Source organism: Burkholderia sp. WTPI3, from assembly GCF_021483755.1.
Taxonomy (GTDB): Bacteria; Pseudomonadota; Gammaproteobacteria; order Burkholderiales; family Burkholderiaceae; genus Burkholderia.
Genome location: NZ_JAGIXF010000107.1, coordinates 1 through 17,673, shown reverse-complemented (window position 1 = coordinate 17,673; position 17,673 = coordinate 1). Strand labels below are relative to the sequence as shown.

Sequence of the window (17,673 nt, the reverse complement as noted above, 5' to 3'; positions counted from 1 at the left end):
ATGCACTGGCGGGCCGCGCGACGGATGCGTACGAGCATGCGCGCGACACCGTGCGGCGTTTCATCGGCGCTTCGTCGCCGGACGAGATCGTGTTCGTGCGCGGCACCACCGAGGCGATCAACCTGATCGCGAAGACGTGGGGCGTGCAGAACGTCGGCGAAGGCGACGAGATCGTCGTGTCGCATCTCGAGCATCACGCGAACATCGTGCCGTGGCAGCAACTCGCCGCGCAGAAGGGTGCGAAGCTGCGCGTGATTCCGGTCGACGATTCGGGGCAGGTGCTGCTCGACGAATACCGGAAGCTGCTCAACGATCGCACGAAGATCGTGTCCGTGACGCAGGTGTCGAATGCACTCGGGACGGTCGTGCCGGTGAAGGAGATCGTCGAGCTCGCGCATCGCGCGGGCGCGAAGGCGCTCGTCGACGGCGCGCAGTCGATCTCGCACATGCGCGTCGACGTGCAGGCGCTCGATGCGGATTTCTTCGTGTTCTCGGGACACAAGATCTACGGGCCGACCGGGATCGGCGTTGTGTACGGCAAGCGTGCGATTCTCGACGACATGCCGCCCTGGCAGGGCGGCGGCAACATGATCGCGGACGTGACGTTCGAGCGCACGGTGTTCCAGCAGCCGCCGAACCGCTTCGAGGCCGGCACCGGCAACATCGCGGATGCGGTGGGGTTGGGGGCTGCGCTCGATTACGTGAGCCGCGTCGGCATCGAGAACATCGCGCGCTACGAGCACGACCTGCTTGCGTATGCAACCAGCGTGCTCGCGCCGGTGCCGGGCGTGCGGCTCGTCGGCACCGCGCGCGACAAGGCGAGTGTGCTGTCGTTCGTGCTGAAGGGCTACGAGACCGAGGAAGTCGGTCAGGCGCTGAACGAAGAGGGCATCGCGGTGCGCTCGGGGCATCACTGCGCGCAACCGATCCTGCGGCGTTTCGGGCTCGATGCGACGGTGCGGCCGTCGCTGGCGTTCTACAACACGTGCGATGAAGTCGATGCGCTCGTGCGTGTCGTGAAGAGGCTGGCGACGCGCCGCTGAATCGCGCTGCACGCGAGAAGGCCGCTTGTGGCTCCCGGTAACGGGGCGCTACAGGCGGCCTTTTTTGGTAGCGATGCGCGAACGCGATGCCGATCAGCGCCCCGCCGGCTTCTTTCCGCCGAGCCCCATCAGCGGCAACCCGGCTGTCGTATCGAGCACGGCCTTGCGCCGAGTCAGCAGCAGGCGCACGGACGGGTTCGATGCGAGCAGCGCCATCGTGCAAGACCACGCGCCCGAGATCCCGACCGACCGCGCGACGACCGTGAGTTCGAGCCATGCCGACGCGTGCGCCGGCACCCTCAACGCGAAGATACTGCCGTAGAACGCGACGGATTTCGGGTTCGTCATGCTGACCACATCGCCTCTTTTCGCGGCGTACATGGTTTTCAGGGCGATGCGGCGGAATGAGTGCTCATCTTACTTCGGGCGCCGCGCCGGACCCGTGCGCGGGGCGATCCATAAAAAAACGCGTGACGACTTGCGTCGCCACGCGTTGCATCGCTTCGGAATCGCCGGGCGTGCCGATGAACCGGCACGTCGCGGCACATCGTCAGAAATCGAATCCCGGCCCGCCCGCACCCGGGCCGCCCGGCGCGGCGGCCGGTGCCGCATCCTTCGGCGCTTCGAACACGGTCGCATCGGTCGTCAGCAGCAGCCCGGCCACCGACGCCGCGTTCTGCAGTGCCGTGCGCGTGACCTTGGTCGGATCGAGCACACCCGATTCGACGAGGTCGCCGTATTCGCCAGTCTGCGCGTTGTAGCCGAAGTTACCCGTGCCTTCCGCGACTTTCGCGACGACCACGCTAGATTCCTCGCCCGCGTTCGCGACGATCTGGCGCAGCGGTTCCTCGAGCGCGCGCAGCACGATCTTGATGCCCGCATCCTGATCGGCGTTCGCACCCTTCAGCTCGCGAATTGCCTGCCGCACGCGGATCAGCGCGACGCCGCCGCCCGGCACGATACCTTCCTCGACGGCCGCGCGTGTCGCATGCAGCGCGTCGTCGACGCGATCCTTCTTCTCCTTGACCTCGATCTCGGTCGCTCCGCCGACCTTGATCACCGCGACGCCGCCCGCGAGTTTCGCGACGCGTTCCTGCAGCTTTTCGCGGTCGTAGTCGGACGTCGCCTCTTCGATCTGCACGCGAATCTGCTTCACGCGCGCCTCGATGTTCTTCGCGTCGCCCGCACCGTCGATTACCGTCGTGTTTTCCTTGCCGACCTCGATACGCTTCGCCTGGCCGAGTTCGGCGAGCGTCGCCTTCTCGAGCGTGAGACCCGTTTCCTCGGCGACGACTTGCCCGCCGGTCAGGATCGCGATGTCCTCGAGCAGCGCCTTGCGGCGATCGCCGAAGCCCGGCGCCTTGACCGCGACCGTCTTCAGGATGCCGCGAATGTTGTTCACGACCAGCGTCGCGAGCGCTTCGCCTTCGACGTCTTCCGCGATGATCAGCAGCGGACGGCCCGACTTCGCGACCTGTTCGAGCACCGGTAGCAGGTCGCGAATGTTCGAGACCTTCTTGTCGTGCAGCAGGATGTATGGGTTCTCGAGCTCGGCGATCTGCTTGTCGGGATTGTTGATGAAGTACGGCGACAGATAGCCGCGATCGAACTGCAATCCTTCGACGACGTCGAGTTCGTCGGCGAGCGATTTGCCGTCCTCGACGGTGATCACGCCTTCCTTGCCGACGCGGTCGATCGCTTCGGCGATGCGCTGGCCGATCGATTCCTCGCCGTTCGCGGAGATTGTCGCGACCTGCGCGATTTCCTTGCTGGTGGTGGTCGGCTTGCTGATTTTTTTCAGCGCGTCGACGGCCGCTGCAACCGCCTTGTCGATCCCGCGCTTCAGGTCGAGCGGATTGAGACCGGCCGCGACGTATTTCTGGCCTTCGCGCACGATCGCCTGCGCAAGCACGGTGGCCGTCGTCGTGCCGTCGCCGGCGGCATCGCTGGTGCGCGACGCGACTTCCTTAACGAGCTGCGCGCCGATGTTCTGCAGCTTGTCCGCGAGTTCGATTTCCTTCGCGACCGACACGCCGTCCTTCGTGACGACCGGTGCGCCGAAGCTGCGTTCGAGCACGACGTTGCGGCCCTTCGGCCCGAGCGTGACCTTCACCGCGTTCGCGAGAATGTTGACGCCTTCGGTCAGCTTCGCGCGGGCGACGTCGCTGAAAATGATTTCCTTCGCTGCCATGATTGCACTCCGTTATTGATTGACGACCGCGACGATGTCTTCCTCGCGCAGCACCAGGAATTCGTTGCCGTCCACCTTGACGGCCTGGCCCGCGTACTTGCCGAACAGCACGCGTTCGCCGACCTGCAGGTCGGGCACGATGCGCTGGCCGTCCGCATCCTTGCGGCCGGGGCCGACGGCGATCACTTCGCCCTGGTCGGGTTTTTCAGCGGCGCTGTCGGGGATCACGATGCCCGAGGCGGTGGTGGTTTCCTGGTCGAGTCGCTTCACGATGACCCGGTCGTGCAAGGGGCGTAGGCTCATCTTTTCGTCCTGTTCTGTTGCGTCGAAATTGGCTGGCACTCTTCATCAGAGAGTGCTGACGAGTATAAAAACGCGCGGCGACGCGATCCAATAACGGATTCGGAAAAGCATTTGCGCGAATGCGCTATGGACAGGGGAGCGAGGCGGGGCGGTTGAGCGGCGGAGGGGGAAGAAGGCGGCCCAAGCCGCCTTCCTTCGTTACGAGGCGACGCGAATTACGACTTTCCCGAAATGCTGCCCCGACTGCAGGTACGCGTAGGCCTGCGGCGCTTCGTCGAAGCCGAACACGCGATCGACCACCGGCCTGATCCGCTTCGCGTCGACCAGTCGCACGACGTCGTCGAGCATCGCGCGGCTGCCGACCATGAAGCCGTGCAGTTGCCGGACGCCGCCGATCAGCGACAGCAGATCGAGCGCCGGGCCGCCGAAGCTGCTGAGACCGCCGATGATCGACACGATGCCGCCGATTTTCGTCGCGGCGATCGAGCGCGGCAGCGTATCGCGCCCGCCGACTTCGACGACAAGATCCGCGCCCGCGCCGCCGGTGAGGCGCAGCACTTCATGTTGCCATTCGGGTGTCGCGCGATAGTTGATCGTTGCGTCCGCACCCAGTGCGCGGGCGCGCTCGAGCTTTGCATCGCTCGACGAGGTCACGATCGTGCGCAGTCCGACCGCATGGGCGAGTTGCAGCGCAATGATCGACACGCCGCCCGTGCCGAGCAGCACGACGGTTGCGCCCGGTCCCAGCCCGCCGTCGACGAACAGCGCATTCCACGCGGTGATGCCCGCGCACGACAGCGTCGCCGCTTCGGCGTAGTCGAGATGCGCGGGAATCGCGACCAGTGCGGCTTCGTCGGAGACGAAGCGTTCGGCGAGCACGCCGTCGAAATGCGAGCCGGGCGACCCCGAGACTTTCCGCTGCGTGGGCGGCCCGTCGATCCAGTGCGGGAAATACGTGTTGATCACGCGATCGCCCGGCTTGAACCGCGTGACGTCGCGACCGGTTTCGACGACTTCCCCGGCACCGTCGGCGACCGGGATCAGCGCGTCGGTGCCGATGCCGAGATAGTCGCCGCGCGCGAACATCAGGTCGCGATAGTTCAGCGCAGCCGCGTGGATCTTCACGACGACGTCGGTCGGGCCGACCGGACGAAGCGTCGCGTCGATGCGCCGGAGCCCGGCAACGCCGTCGCCCGGTTTGACTTGCCATGCATGCATGTCGACTCCTTTTTCCAGGTAGAGCGGACTATCATAGTGTCGCGCGACGGGACGCATTGGCGAGAATTCGGCCAATGATTGTTGCCGTAGTGGACACAACTCTGTCATCCCACCGGAGCGGAATTACATGGATGAGCGGCTGAGAGGCGTCGCCGAATTCGTCGACGTCGTGGAGTCAGGCAGCTTCGCGGCGGCGGCGCTGCGCCTCGGCATGACGCGCTCGGCCGTCGCGAAGATCGTCGCGCGGCTCGAACAGCGTCTCGGCGCGCGGCTCCTGCAGCGCACGACGCGCCAGCTCGGCCTGACCGACGAAGGGCTCGTCTATTACGAGCAGTGCCGGCGGCTGCTGGCCGAACTCGGCGAGACGGAGGCCGCGCTCGACGCGGGCCGGCGCGAGCCGGCCGGGCGCGTGCGAATCAGTGTGCCCGTGCTGTTCGGCCGGCAATGCGTGGCGCCCGTCGTGCGGCGCCTCGTCGAGCGCTATCCGCGACTTGAAATCGACGTGTCGTTCAGCGATCGCGTCGCCGATCTCGTCAACGACGGCTTCGACGTCGCAGTGCGGATCGGCGCGCTGGCCGACACCAGCGCGCTGGTCGGCCGAAAGCTCGGCGTACAGCGCATGGGTATCTGCGCATCGCGCGCGTATCTCGATCGTCATGGCTGGCCGTCGGGGCTCGACGCACTCGCGTCGCATGTCGGCATCGCGTATTCGCGCGGCGGGCAGCCGACGCCATGGCGGATCATCGGCGCGGACGGCGCGGTGCACGACCATCGCCCGGCCGGCCGCCTGCGGTTCGACGACCTGCAGGCGATCGCCGACGCGGCCGCGGCCGGGGCGGGCCTCGCGTGGCTGCCGTGCTGGTTGATGGCGCCGTACGTGCGCGACGGCCGTCTCGCGCTCGTGATGGACAGCGAGAGCACGTCGGGCGCCGAAGTGTTCGTCGTGCGGCCGGCGTCGCGGCATGTGCCGTCGAAGGTGCGCGTCGTTATTGATGCATTCGTCGACGAGATTCCGCGCATGCTGGCCTCGGACGACGCTGACGGCGAGCGCGTGCCGCCGCGCGTCGTGCCCGCTCCGTAGCGACGACGCAGGATCGGTCGACGCGGCGTATGATCACCGCACAATTCCTATTCGGGGGCACGCCGTGATGAGCAGGACACTGCAGATCGTGATCGTCGCCGGCACCGTGACGACTGCCGTATCCCGCCTGATCCGTCGATGATGCGCCCGTTCGCATGCGGTGCAGACAATCATCAGGCCATCCAGGGCGAGCGCACATGACGACGAGCGATCCGCCGATGGCGACACCGCAACCGTGCTGGCTGCGCGTCGCCCCTGCACTGTTCCTGCTGCTGTGGGCGAGCGGCTTCGTGTTCCTGAAGCTGGGCTTGCGCGACGCCGATCCGCTCACGTTTCTCGCGCTGCGCTACGCGTGCGTCGTCGCGCTGCTCGTCGGGCCGTTCCTGTGGCTGCGCCCCGCGTTGCCGCGTACGCGTGGCGAATGGCGCAATCTTGTCGTCGTCGGCTTGCTGTTGCAGGCCGGCTATTTCTCGTTCACGTATCTGAGCCTGAAGCTCGGCATGTCGGCCGGGGCCGTCGCGCTCGTCACGTCGCAGCAGCCGATTCTCGTCGGGCTGCTCGCGCCGATGATCGCCGGCGAGCGGGTCGGCGTGCTGCGCTGGGTCGGGCTCGCACTCGGCGCAGCGGGCGCCGTGATCGTCATCCTCGCGCGATCGTCGGTCGCGGTGTCGTCGTCGTGGGCGCTGGTGTTCGCATTGCTTGCGCTCGCATCGATCACCGGCGGCACGCTGTGGGAAAAGCGCTTCGGCACCGACGTTCATCCGGTTACCGCGAACCTCGTGCAGTACACCGTCGGCCTCGCCGTGACCGCGCCACTCGCGTTCGCACTCGAACCGATGCACGTGAACTGGACTGCGGGGCTCGCCGGGTCGCTCGCGTATCTCGTGATCTGCAACTCGCTGATCGCGATTTCGCTGCTGCTCGCGATGGTGCGATACGGCGAGGCGTCGCGCGTGTCGGCGTTGTTTTTCCTGATTCCGCCGGCCACCGCGTTGATCGCGCTCATTGTGCTCGGCGAAACGGTCGGTGCGCTCGCGTGGCCGGGGATGGCGCTTGCGGCCGCGGGGTTGTATCTCGTGATGCGGTACTAACTCGCCGGTATTTCTCACATATCGAGACTGCGTCCCGATAATTGACGCGCATTTCGCGCGACTCCTAGACTGCTTCGCATGACGCCGCGCTTCACGCGGCGCGACGATGTCGCGATCATGCGCGGCATCCGCCCGTCCCGCGAGACGATCCAGGAGACAAGTCGATGAATGCTGCCGTCCCGCAGTTGCACGCCGCGACGATGCGGCGCCTGAACCTGCGCCTTATTCCGTTTCTGATGCTGCTGTACCTCGTCGCATACATCGACCGTTCGAACATCTCGGTCGCGGCGCTGCAGATGAATGCGGATCTCGGCCTCAGCGCACAGATGTATGGCCTCGGCGCGGGGCTGTTCTACGTCACGTACATCATCTTCGAAGTACCGAGCAATCTATTCCTCGCGCGTGTCGGCGCACGCCGCTGGATCGCCCGCATCATGATCACGTGGGGCATCGTCGCGGCCGGGATGAGCGCGGTGCATACGCCGGGCCAGCTCTATGCGATGCGCCTGCTGCTGGGCGCAGCCGAAGCGGGGTTCACGCCGGGCATCATCTATTACCTGTCCGCGTGGTATCCGCAAAGCGATCGTGCACGGGCGATGTCGTTCTTCTATATCGGCGCGACGCTCGCGTCGGTGATCGGGTTGCCGCTGTCCGGCGCGCTGCTGAACCTGAACGGCGTGCTTGGCGTCGAAGGCTGGCGCTGGCTGTTCCTGCTCGAAGGCGTGCCCGCGCTGCTGCTCGGGATCGTCGTATGGCGGAAGCTGCCCGATACGCCCGCGCATGCACGCTGGCTGCCGGCCGACGAGCGCGCGTGGCTAGAAGCGGCGCTGCGCGACGGCGCGCCGCGCGAGCACCTGTCGCACGGCGCGGCATTGCGGCGCGCGTTCGGCGACGGCAAGGTGTGGGCGCTGGCGGCGTTCTGGCTGTTGCAGGCCTTCGGCACGATCGGCCTCACGCTGTTTCTGCCGTTGCTGGTGAAGAGCCTGTCGGGGCAATCGAGCTTCGCGGTCGGCAGCCTGTCCGCACTGCCATTCCTGTTCGCGTGCATCGCGATGTATCTGAACGGCCGGCATTCGGATCTCGGCGGCGAACGCGCGCTGCATCTCGGCGTGCCGATGCTGCTGGCCGGTGCGCTGCTGACCGGTGCGATCTATACGCCCATGCTGCCCGTTGCGTATGCATTGCTCGTGTTCGCGGTCGGATTCAACTGGGCCGCGACGCCGGTGTTCTGGGCCGTGACGACCGAATACGTATCGGGCCTCACGGCCGCCGCGTCGATCGCGCTGATCAACGCGGTCGCGAACATCGCGGGGCTTGCGCTGCCGCCGGTGATGGGACACATCAAGGACGTGACGCATTCGTACGATCTCGCGCTGCTGCTGGTCGCCGTGGCGCTGCTCGTCGGCGGCGTGCTCGGGTTGCGGATTGCATCGCGGCGGGCGATGCCGCTGGCTGAGCGGCGTGCCGGATGAGCACGCCAGATGCGCGGTTGCGCACGATCCGCCGTGCCGACTACGTCAAGCATGCCTGGCCGCCTTCGCCATCGTTCGATGCAGCAGCACGAGCTCGATCAGTTCGACCTGATAGACGTAGCGCGACTGGACCACCTTCAAAGCCATCGAGCCGACGGACAGCCCGAAGACCAATGCAATGCCCCATACGATGGCGGTATTCAGGAAATTTCCGGAAACGAATCCGTTTGTCAGCGTACTCTGCAACCACGGCAGTCCGCCCGCGTCCTTGATGTTCGAGAGCGTCACGGCAAGCAGCGCATAGGCGGCCGTTCCGCCGCCGAAGAACGACACGACGCGCGCGTCGAGGCGCTTCACCTTGAGTTGCAGGACATGCCGCGCATATTCGAGCGTGCCGTCGTCGTAACCGGCCAGCAGCAGTGCATGCTTCTCGTCGGTCTCCACCTCGCGCGTGATGGTGTTCAGCGTTTCCGATTTCCAGCGAAACATCTGGATGATGCCGGCGACGGGTTCGACGATGAGGGAGAGCAGGCTGAACAAGACAGTCAGTACGTAAAACACGATGGCGACGTGCTGCTGCCATGGTGCCGGGGCCGCCTTGTGCCAAAGCGCCAATGTGCCGAGCAGCACGAAACAGACACCGCCTCCCGCGAGCAGAATTCGCGCCGCTTTCCGTGCCCGCTCCATCGACAGGCCTTTTGCGGGGCGGTAGGGTTCGCAGGTCGACAGCACTTTCAGTACGTCCGTGATTTTTGACATCGGGTCTCCAGAGGGCATTGGGTGAGCGGGATGCTTCCGCTCGCGGTATTTGCGACACGCGTCATGCGATGTGCGTTTCGAGCGCGATACGGTCGCTCGTTTTCGTCGTGACGTGCGACGGGATTATGCGTCGCGGATTCCGTCATTCATCTCGAAATGGGCGCGGTCCGGAGCAGATGGACGCCATCGGATCAGCGTGCATATTCCCGTACCCGTTAGCATGTGCCGAATCCGGTATCGTCGATACCGCTGGTCACGGCAGGGCAGGGCAGGTCGCGGATCGCGCGGCGCTCGACACGTTTCGCGATGCGCTCGTGTTCGAGCGCGCGGTGTGGCGCGACGCGGTGTTCGCATCGCTGATCGACGGCGGCTCGCAAGTCCGCGCGACATTGTCGCGGCTTGCACCTGGCGGCTACCTGACGATGTCGATCGTGCCGGTGCTGCTCGCGACCGCATCGATCTCCGCGCAGTGCCGCATGCTGTGCCTCGACTTCATCGACGCGCAGCGCGCGTTGATCGATGCACGTATCGAAGCGGCGCTCGCGCGCCGGCGTCTCGACGACCGGCCGGCGACACGCGAGTTGCGCGGTTTCGCGGAGGCACTCGAACGCGCGCGGCACGCGCTCGATGCGATGCCCGCAACCATGGAAACCTCGACGCGCACGCATGCCGGCGCCCCACGCATCGACGCGTGGCTTGCCGCTCGACACGATCCGATCAAGCGCACCGCGTGACGACAGCGGCACGTCACGCGTGCCTTACATTTGGCGCTCTTTCAATCGTCTCCGACGGAGCGCGCATGTACGCATCGACCTTCATTTTCCGCGCCGGGCAATACGACGACGAATTCCATCGGCTCGATCGGCAGATCGCGGACATGGCACGCGCGACGCCCGGCTATCTCGGCGAGGAGACGTGGGAGAACGCCGAGGCGGGACTGATCCAGAACGTCTACTACTGGGAATCGGAGGCGGCGCTGCGGCAACTGATGCAGCACCCCGCGCATCTGGAGGCGAAGGCGAAGCAGGCGCGCTGGCTCGACGGTTATCGCGTGGTGATCTCGCAGGTGCTGCGCGAGTACGGCGACGGCAAGCTCACCCAAGCACATGAGGGGCAACCTGCGCCACGCGGAACGTATACGTGATCCTGACTGATTCGTTTCCTTCGAATTACATATCAATAACGAAAGGTTCATGCGGTTAGCGGCCGGCATCGGCATGCTGGTTTACACCGCATCGGTCGCAATCAATTCTTCATCAAGCATGGCTAAGGTGGCGGGGCTTCACGTCGTCAGTCTGTTCACCAACAACATCCCCACTCGATGTCGTACGGAGCCTTGTCCATGCTGAAACCCGTCCTGTCCGCGAAGTGCCGCCGCGCGCTGCGCGATCGTACCGTTCCCGCCGTTGCGCTCACCCTGATTGCCGCGAGCATCGGCGCGCAAGCCGCCCGGAGCGACAACGGCGACGCCAGCCGTTTCGTGCCGGGCTTCCTGGTGCTGAGCCGCAGCGTCTACGACAACGTGTCGAGCAACGTGCAGACCGGCGCGATCCTGCCGCCGAACTGCGCGAAGACCACCGGCGGTTGCGGTGCGGCTTCCGGCGCGCCGAACGACGGCACCTATCCGTATGTGTGGAACAACGTCCGCTACGACGGCAACTTCGGCATCACGTCGCGCATCTTCCTCGACCAGATCACGCCGGCGGGCGGCGTCGTCAGCACGCTCGAAGTGCCGAACAGCGTCCAGAATGGCTTCGCTCACGATCAACTCGTGACGAGCTTCAGCTCGAAGTCGGAACTCGGGCTGCACTTGTCCGCCGACGGCAACTACCTGACGTTCATGGGCTATGTCGCGCCGGTCAACGCGATCGACGTGTCGAACTCGAACACGCCGGCCGCCGTCGACACGACCAACCCGGACGGGCAGACCTTCTATCGCGCGATCGCACGCGTCGATCGTCACGGGCATTTCCGCTTCACCGAGACGAATGCGTACAGCGGCAACAACGGCCGCGCGGCGATCCTGAACAACAGCAGCGGGCAGGAGATCTATTACACGTCCGGCAACGCCGGCAATGGCGCGAACCCGCAGCCCGACAACGTGATCCTCGGCGCGGGCGCGCAGTTCATCGACGGCGCGAAGCAGCACGAAGCGCAGCAGACGCCGGGCGTGCCGATGCCGCTCGCGAGCTTCTCGGTCACGGAACTCGGCGCGAAGGCCGACAAGATCGGCAAGGACGACAACTTCCGCGGGATCACGGTGCACGACAACGTCGTGTACTACACGAAGGGCAGCGGCAGCAACGGCGTGAACACCGTCTACTTCGTCGACACAACCGGCACCGCGTGCCCGTCGGGCATCGGTGTGCCGTCGCCGAAAGCCGCGCTGCCGACGGCGCCGCTCGCGTACACCGCGGCGTCGCTGCAGACGACCAGTCTGCCGAACAACATGTGCGTGCTGGCCGGCTTCCCGTCGACGCCGAACAAGACCGCGACGACGCTGTCCTATCCGTTCGGGATGTGGTTCGCCGACGCGAACACGCTATACGTCGCGGACGAAGGCGACGGCTACACGGGCGGCCAGGACCTGTACTCGCATGCGGCCGCGCAGACGGGCGCCGGCCTGCAGAAGTGGGTGTACGACGCATCGACGAAGCAATGGAAGCTCGCGTACACGCTGCAGAACGGGCTGAATCTCGGCCAGCCGTATTCGGTCGCGGGCTACCCGATGGGCAACAACGCGGCGACGGGGCTGCCGTGGGCGCCGGCGACGGACGGCCTGCGCAACCTGACAGGCCGCGTCGAACCCGACGGCACGGTGACGATCTGGGCGGTCACGTCGACGGTCAGCGGCGACGGCGATGTCGGCGCCGATCCGAACCGGCTGGTCGCGGTGCGCGACGTGTTGCGCAACACGAGCGCGGCAACCGCTGCGCACGAGCAGTTCGCCGTGCTGCGGACTGCGAAGTTTGCGGAAGTGCTGCGCGGCATCGAGTTCGCGCCGGGCACGCAGACGGGCCGGTCGCACTGACGCAGCCGCTTCCCGGTTGATGCCGGGCCCAAGGCGGGCGCGCTCGCGCCCGCCCGTTCTTCGGCGGCGCGCGCTGCCGCACCGCGCATCATCAAAGCGCTTCGACCAGCAACCGGTTGCTCTTCTCGCAATACTCGTGACACGCGGCCCGCGCGGCGATCGACGCGCCGTGCACGAACTTCGGCGCGTCGGCGCGGCGTGACATCGACACGACGATCGAAGGCGGCGACGGTTGCAGCGGCAACTCGACGACTTCGCCGCTTTCGATCAGCGCATCGACGAACAGCACCGGAATCGCGGCGACGCCGAAGCCGTCGCGCACCAGTTGCACGATCACCGAGATCGACGGCGAGCCGGTGATGCGCGTCTCCGACAGCGGCACGCCATGTGCGTGCGCGAGTGTGCGCACGATGTCCTCGAGCGCGCGGTGGGGCGCGGTGCCGCGCCCATAGGTCAGGATCGGCTGGCGCAGCACCTGCCGAGCGAGGCCGGTGCGCGCGTTCGGCAGCAGCCCTGTGCGCGCGATCCAGCGCACCGGATAGTTCGCGAGCGCGTCGCAGACGACCGACGCCTCGTCGCTGCCTTCCACGCGAATGATCAAATCGAGCTCGCCGGCCATCAGCCGGCGCTGCAGCACGACGCTTACGTCGACGGTCAGGTCGATTTCCAGTTGCGGATAATCGGCCGCGAGGCGGCGCAGGTAGTGCGGCAGCCAGCTGTGCACGACCGTCTCGATCACGCCGAGCCGCAGCTTGCCGCGCAGCGCGCTCTCGCCGGCCGCGGCGGCCTGCAGCTCGTGCGTCGCTTCGACGACGGCCTTCGCATAGCCGAGCAGATACTCGCCGTTCGGCGTGAGCCGGAATTCGCGGCTGTCGCGATCGACGAGCACGGTGTGCAATTCGTCCTCGAGCGCCTTCAGGCGCTGCGAGATCGCGGCCGGCGTCGCGTGCAGCGCGGCGGCCGTCGTGCGGAAGTTGCGCAGCTTAGCGAGCGTGACGAAAGTTTCGAGGAAACGCGTGTTCATGGCGATCGGACGGATGGGGCACGCGCAGCTTGCCGGTGAAGAAAAGTGAACGAGATCGGGGATAACCCGAAGATCCGTTAAGAAATTCTATACACGCGGCGCAAAAAAACTCGTTGGCGACAAAATTTTTTCTTTTCTATTCTTCGCCGTATCCGCTGACGCAACCGCGTCACCCCGACGACATCACGACCCGCCAACGACCAACATGACGCCTTCCGAATTCCGCCAGTCCGTGCGCAGCGGCGCCTTCCGCAACCCGACCGCCGGCCAGTGCGGCCCGTTCGCGCAAGCGAATCTCGCGATCCTGCCGAATGCGTACGCGCACGATTTCCTGCGCTTCTGTCAGGCGAATCCGAAGGCATGCCCGCTGCTGGGCGTCGGCGAACCGGGCGCGTTCCGGCTCGACGTGCTCGGCGAGGATCTCGACATCCGCACCGATGTGCCGAGCTACAACGTATACCGGGACGGCCGGCTGACCGAGCGTGTCGATTCGCTCGAAGCGCTATGGCGCGACGATTTCGTCGTGTTCGCGATCGGCTGCTCGTTCTCGTTCGAGGACATGCTGGTGCGCGAAGGCATCGGGCTTCGCCACATCGAAGAGGGTCGCAACGTGCCGATGTACCGGACGACGATCCCGAACCGCCGCGCGGGGATCTTCGGCGGCCAACTGGTCGTGTCGATGCGGCCGCTGCGCGGCGCCGATGCGATCCGCGCGGTGCAGATCACGAGCCGGTTCCCGGGCGTGCACGGCGCGCCGATTCATATCGGCCATCCTGAAGCACTTGGCATCGCCGATCTCGGCACACCCGATTTCGGCGATGCGGTGACGGTGCGCGACGGCGAGCTGCCCGTGTTCTGGGCGTGCGGCGTGACGCCGCAAACCGCATTGATGGAAGCGAAGCTGCCGCTCGCGATCGCGCATACGCCCGGTTACATGCTGATGACCGACATCACGAACGCGTCGCTGGCCGTGTTCTGATCCGATCCGCCGGCAGCCCGCGCGCTCGCCGGTCCGGCCCCGTCGCGGCAGCGTGCCGCGACCGCAGACGATCCGCCCGGCCGGAGGGCGGCGCACATCCGTGGCCCGCCGGCCGCGCGCCCGGCACACGGGCATGCACGAGACGACACGACCGATTTTGACCGCGCATATCGACAGGAGCATCACCATGGAAAGCAAGACCCTCGCGGCGCCCGCCGCCGACCCCGCGGGCCCCGCACGCAACGGCCTGTTCGGATGGTATGCGGACGCGCAGCCGCGCGAGCGCCGCGCATTCTGGAGCTGCAAGGTCGGCTACATGCTCGACGGAATGGACACGCAGATGCTGTCGTTCGTGATCCCGACGCTCGTCGCGACCTGGGGCATCTCGCTCGCGGACGCCGGCTTCATCGGCACGATGACGCTGCTCGCGTCGGCGCTCGGCGGCTGGATCGCGGGCATCCTGTCCGACCGCATCGGCCGTGTGCGCACGTTGCAGCTGACCGTGCTGTGGTTCGCGGTGTTCACCGCGCTGTGCGGGCTTGCCCAGAACTATCACCAGCTGCTCGCGGCGCGCGCGCTGATGGGCTTCGGCTTCGGCGGCGAATGGACGGCCGGCGCGGTGCTGATCGGCGAAGTGATCCGCGCGCGGGATCGCGGCAAGGCGGTCGGGCTGGTGCAGTCGGGCTGGGCGATCGGCTGGGGGCTGTCGGCGGTGCTGTACGCGGTGTTGTTTTCGGTGTTGCCGGCCGAACAGGCGTGGCGGGGGCTGTTTCTCGTCGGCCTCGCGCCGGCGCTGCTGGTGGTCGTGATTCGCCGCTACGTGAAGGAGCCCGACGTCTTCGAGAAGGAAAAGGCCGCGCAGGCGAAAGTAGCCGACGCGCCGCGCCTCACCGAGATCTTCGCGCCGAAGCTGATCACGACGACGCTGCGCGCGGCGCTGCTGACGACCGGCGCGCAAGGCGGCTACTACGCGATCACGACGTGGCTGCCCACTTTCCTGAAGACCGAACGGCACCTGACCGTGATGGGCACCGGCGGTTATCTCGCGATGATCATCTTCGGCTCGTGGGTCGGCTACCTGACGAGCGCGTACCTGACCGACCGCCTCGGCCGCAAGCCGAACTTCATCCTGTTCGCGCTCGGCTCGATGGTGATCGCGTTCGCGTACACGTCGCTGAACCTGACCAACGCGTCGATGCTGTGGCTCGGCTTCCCGCTCGGGTTTTTCGCATCGGGCATCTTCTCGGGGATGGGCGCGTTCCTGACCGAGCTGTTTCCGACCCGCGTGCGCGGCTCCGGCCAGGGCTTCTGCTACAACGTGGGCCGCGCGATCGGCGCACTGTTCCCGTTCCTGATCGGCGCGCTGTCGAAGCAATACGGGCTTGGCATGAGCATCGGGATCTTTGCCGTCGCGGCCTACGGCGTGGTGATCGTCGCCGCGCTGACGCTGCCCGAGACGCGCGGCCGCGAGCTCGACGCGGCCTGAACGGGCGCCCGCCCGCCGCTTTTCACTCCCTTTTCATCGAAGCCGTCACGCGGCGCGCGACGCGCGCCGTGGGGCGGCGCTCGCCCTGAATTCAACGACGCATCGACTTCATCGCCATGACAGACCGACACACTTTCCCCGTTTCCTCCGACGCCGCCCGCTGGCAATTCTGGATCGACCGCGGCGGTACGTTCACCGATATCGTCGCGCGCCGGCCCGACGGCTCGCTCGTCACGCACAAGCTGCTGTCGGACAACCCCGAGCAATATCGCGATGCGGCCGTGGCCGGCATCCGCCATCTGCTCGGCCTCGCCGACGGCGAACCGATCACGCCCGAGCGCGTCGACATGGTGAAGATGGGTACGACGGTCGCGACCAACGCACTGCTGGAGCGCAAGGGCGAACGCACCGCCCTCGCGACGACGCACGGCTTTCGCGACGTGCTGCGCATTGCATATCAGAACCGGCCGCGCCTGTTCGATCTCGACATCGTGCTGCCCGATGCGCTGTACGAGACGGTCGTCGAGATCGACGAGCGGGTCGGCGCGCACGGCGACGTGGTCATGCCGCTCGACGTGCAGGGTGCCGAAGCGGCGCTGCGCCGCGTGTTCGACTCGGGCGTGCAGGCGCTCGCGATCGTGCTGATCCACGGCTATCGCTACACCGCGCACGAACGGATGCTGGCGGAACTCGCGCGCCGGATCGGCTTCACGCAGGTGTCCGTGTCGCACGAGGTATCGCCGCTGATGAAGATGGTGTCGCGCGGCGACACGACCGTCGTCGACGCGTACCTGTCGCCGATCCTGCGCCGCTACGTCGAGCAGGTCGCGCACGAGATGCCCGGCGTGAACCTGCAGTTCATGCAGAGCAGCGGCGGCCTCACGCGTGCCGACGCGTTCCAGGGCAAGGACGCGATCCTGTCCGGGCCGGCCGGCGGCATCGTCGGGATGGTGCGCGCCGCGCGCGCGGCCGGCTTCGACCAGGTGATCGGCTTCGACATGGGCGGCACGTCGACCGACGTGTCGCACTACAACGGCGAGTTCGAGCGCGTGTTCGAGACCCAGGTGGCCGGCGTGCGGATGCGTGCGCCGATGATGAGCATCCATACGGTCGCGGCCGGCGGCGGCTCGGTGCTCGGCTTCGACGGCGCACGGCTGCGCGTCGGGCCGGAATCGGCCGGCGCGAACCCGGGGCCGGCCGCCTACCGGCGCGGCGGTCCGCTGACGGTGACCGACTGTAACGTGATGCTCGGCAAGATCCAGCCCGATCATTTCCCGCGCGTGTTCGGCCCGCACGCGGACCAGCCGCTCGATCGCGACGGCGTGGTCGCGAAGTTCGAGGCGCTCGCCGACGAGATCCATGCGGCGACCGGGCGGCGCGACACGCCCGAGGCGCTGGCCGAGGGATTCCTGGAAATCGCGATCGGCAGCATGGCGAACGCGATCAAGAAGATCTCGGTGCAGCGCGGCCACGATGTGTCGCGCTAGGTGCTGACGACGTTCGGCGGCGCGGGCGGCCAGCACGCGTGCGGCGTGGCCGACGCGCTCGGGATGACGCAGGTGTTCGCGCATCCGCTGGCGGGGGTGTTGTCCGCATACGGAATGGGGCTGGCCGACCAGACGGCGATGCGCGAGCGCGCGGTGGAAGCCGTGCTGTCGGACGCGTCGCTGCCGGCGCTGAACGAGGCGCTCGACCGCCTGGCCGACGAGGCGGTCGGCGCGCTGCTCGAACAGCACGTGCCGCCGGAGCGCATCGTGACCGAGCGGCGCGTGCACCTGCGCTACCAGGGCACCGATTCCGCGCTCGACGTGCCGGCCGGCAGCGTCGCCGCGATGCAGCAGGCGTTCGAAGCCGCGTATCGGCAGCGCTATGCGTTCCTGATGCCCGACACGCCGCTGGTGGCGGAGCTGGCGTCGGTCGAGGCGATCGGCCGCTCCGACGCGCCGGTGGAGATCGCGCCGCTCGCGCCGCGCGCCCACGGTGCGGCGCCGCATG

At 66.9% G+C, this 17,673-nt stretch carries 13 protein-coding genes and 3 pseudogenes; 10 read left to right on the top strand and 6 right to left on the bottom strand.

Features of this window, described 5'->3' with window-relative positions; translation table 11 throughout:
* Window positions 1-1,043 (top strand): cysteine desulfurase (locus tag J7024_RS32585; RefSeq protein WP_234745832.1); only part of this gene is annotated, 1,043 nt, incomplete at its 5' end.
* A gap of 93 nt (window positions 1,044-1,136) precedes the next feature.
* Here J7024_RS32585 and J7024_RS32580 read toward each other — a convergent pair.
* The 4 genes and pseudogenes from J7024_RS32580 to J7024_RS32565 form a co-directional block, all read right to left on the bottom strand.
* A pseudogene (locus J7024_RS32580) lies at window positions 1,137-1,418 on the bottom strand (LysE family transporter); the annotation flags it as partial.
* 175 nt (window positions 1,419-1,593) lie between these two features.
* Window positions 1,594-3,234 carry a chaperonin GroEL gene (gene groL, locus J7024_RS32575; RefSeq protein ID WP_124830772.1) on the bottom strand — a complete coding sequence of 547 codons (1,641 nt, stop codon included), beginning with the start codon at window positions 3,232-3,234 and terminating at the stop codon, window positions 1,594-1,596.
* Window positions 3,235-3,246: 12 nt separating this feature from the next.
* Window positions 3,247-3,537, bottom strand: a complete 291-nt coding sequence (locus J7024_RS32570) for a co-chaperone GroES (RefSeq protein WP_011356207.1) — start codon at window positions 3,535-3,537, stop codon at window positions 3,247-3,249.
* A 198-nt stretch (window positions 3,538-3,735) separates the two neighbouring features.
* Window positions 3,736-4,755 (bottom strand): zinc-dependent alcohol dehydrogenase family protein, encoded by a 1,020-nt coding sequence (locus tag J7024_RS32565; protein ID WP_234745831.1) that lies wholly within the window; start codon window positions 4,753-4,755, stop codon window positions 3,736-3,738.
* Between the two features lie 127 nt (window positions 4,756-4,882).
* Here J7024_RS32565 and J7024_RS32560 point away from each other — a divergent pair, with 127 nt between their 5' ends.
* The 3 genes from J7024_RS32560 (at window position 4,883) to J7024_RS32550 (ending at window position 8,399) form a co-directional block, all read left to right on the top strand.
* The gene (locus J7024_RS32560) at window positions 4,883-5,836 is read left to right on the top strand and encodes a LysR substrate-binding domain-containing protein (protein ID WP_124830774.1); all 954 of its coding nucleotides are present in this window, start codon (window positions 4,883-4,885) and stop codon (window positions 5,834-5,836) included.
* 197 nt (window positions 5,837-6,033) lie between these two features.
* Window positions 6,034-6,927, top strand: a complete 894-nt coding sequence (locus tag J7024_RS32555; protein ID WP_124830775.1) for a DMT family transporter — start codon at window positions 6,034-6,036, stop codon at window positions 6,925-6,927.
* A 164-nt stretch (window positions 6,928-7,091) separates the two neighbouring features.
* Window positions 7,092-8,399 (top strand): MFS transporter, encoded by a 1,308-nt coding sequence (locus J7024_RS32550; protein ID WP_124830776.1) that lies wholly within the window; start codon window positions 7,092-7,094, stop codon window positions 8,397-8,399.
* Window positions 8,400-8,444: 45 nt separating this feature from the next.
* Here J7024_RS32550 and J7024_RS32545 read toward each other — a convergent pair whose 3' ends face one another.
* On the bottom strand, window positions 8,445-9,158 hold the full coding sequence (locus tag J7024_RS32545) for a hypothetical protein (RefSeq protein ID WP_124830777.1): 714 nt from the start codon (window positions 9,156-9,158) through the stop codon (window positions 8,445-8,447).
* A 200-nt stretch (window positions 9,159-9,358) separates the two neighbouring features.
* Here J7024_RS32545 and J7024_RS32540 point away from each other — a divergent pair.
* From J7024_RS32540 to J7024_RS32530, 3 genes and pseudogenes are all read left to right on the top strand, one after another.
* Window positions 9,359-9,892 (top strand): annotated as a pseudogene (locus J7024_RS32540) (hypothetical protein); the annotation flags it as partial.
* Window positions 9,893-9,957: 65 nt separating this feature from the next.
* Window positions 9,958-10,302 carry an antibiotic biosynthesis monooxygenase family protein gene (locus J7024_RS32535; protein WP_124830778.1) on the top strand — a complete coding sequence of 115 codons (345 nt, stop codon included), beginning with the start codon at window positions 9,958-9,960 and terminating at the stop codon, window positions 10,300-10,302.
* A 198-nt stretch (window positions 10,303-10,500) separates the two neighbouring features.
* Window positions 10,501-12,189, top strand: coding sequence for a hypothetical protein (locus J7024_RS32530; RefSeq protein WP_175752335.1), 1,689 nt, complete (start codon window positions 10,501-10,503; stop codon window positions 12,187-12,189).
* 91 nt (window positions 12,190-12,280) lie between these two features.
* On the opposite strand, the gene J7024_RS32525 is transcribed toward J7024_RS32530, so the two are convergent.
* Window positions 12,281-13,213 (bottom strand): LysR family transcriptional regulator, encoded by a 933-nt coding sequence (locus J7024_RS32525; RefSeq protein ID WP_124830780.1) that lies wholly within the window; start codon window positions 13,211-13,213, stop codon window positions 12,281-12,283.
* Between the two features lie 205 nt (window positions 13,214-13,418).
* Here J7024_RS32525 and J7024_RS32520 point away from each other — a divergent pair, with 205 nt between their 5' ends.
* The 3 genes and pseudogenes from J7024_RS32520 to J7024_RS32510 form a co-directional block, all read left to right on the top strand.
* Window positions 13,419-14,192, top strand: a complete 774-nt coding sequence (locus J7024_RS32520) for a putative hydro-lyase (protein WP_124830781.1) — start codon at window positions 13,419-13,421, stop codon at window positions 14,190-14,192.
* Window positions 14,193-14,379: 187 nt separating this feature from the next.
* Window positions 14,380-15,678, top strand: a complete 1,299-nt coding sequence (locus tag J7024_RS32515) for an MFS transporter (RefSeq protein WP_124830782.1) — start codon at window positions 14,380-14,382, stop codon at window positions 15,676-15,678.
* Window positions 15,679-15,794: 116 nt separating this feature from the next.
* A pseudogene (locus J7024_RS32510) lies at window positions 15,795-17,673 on the top strand (hydantoinase/oxoprolinase family protein); the annotation flags it as partial.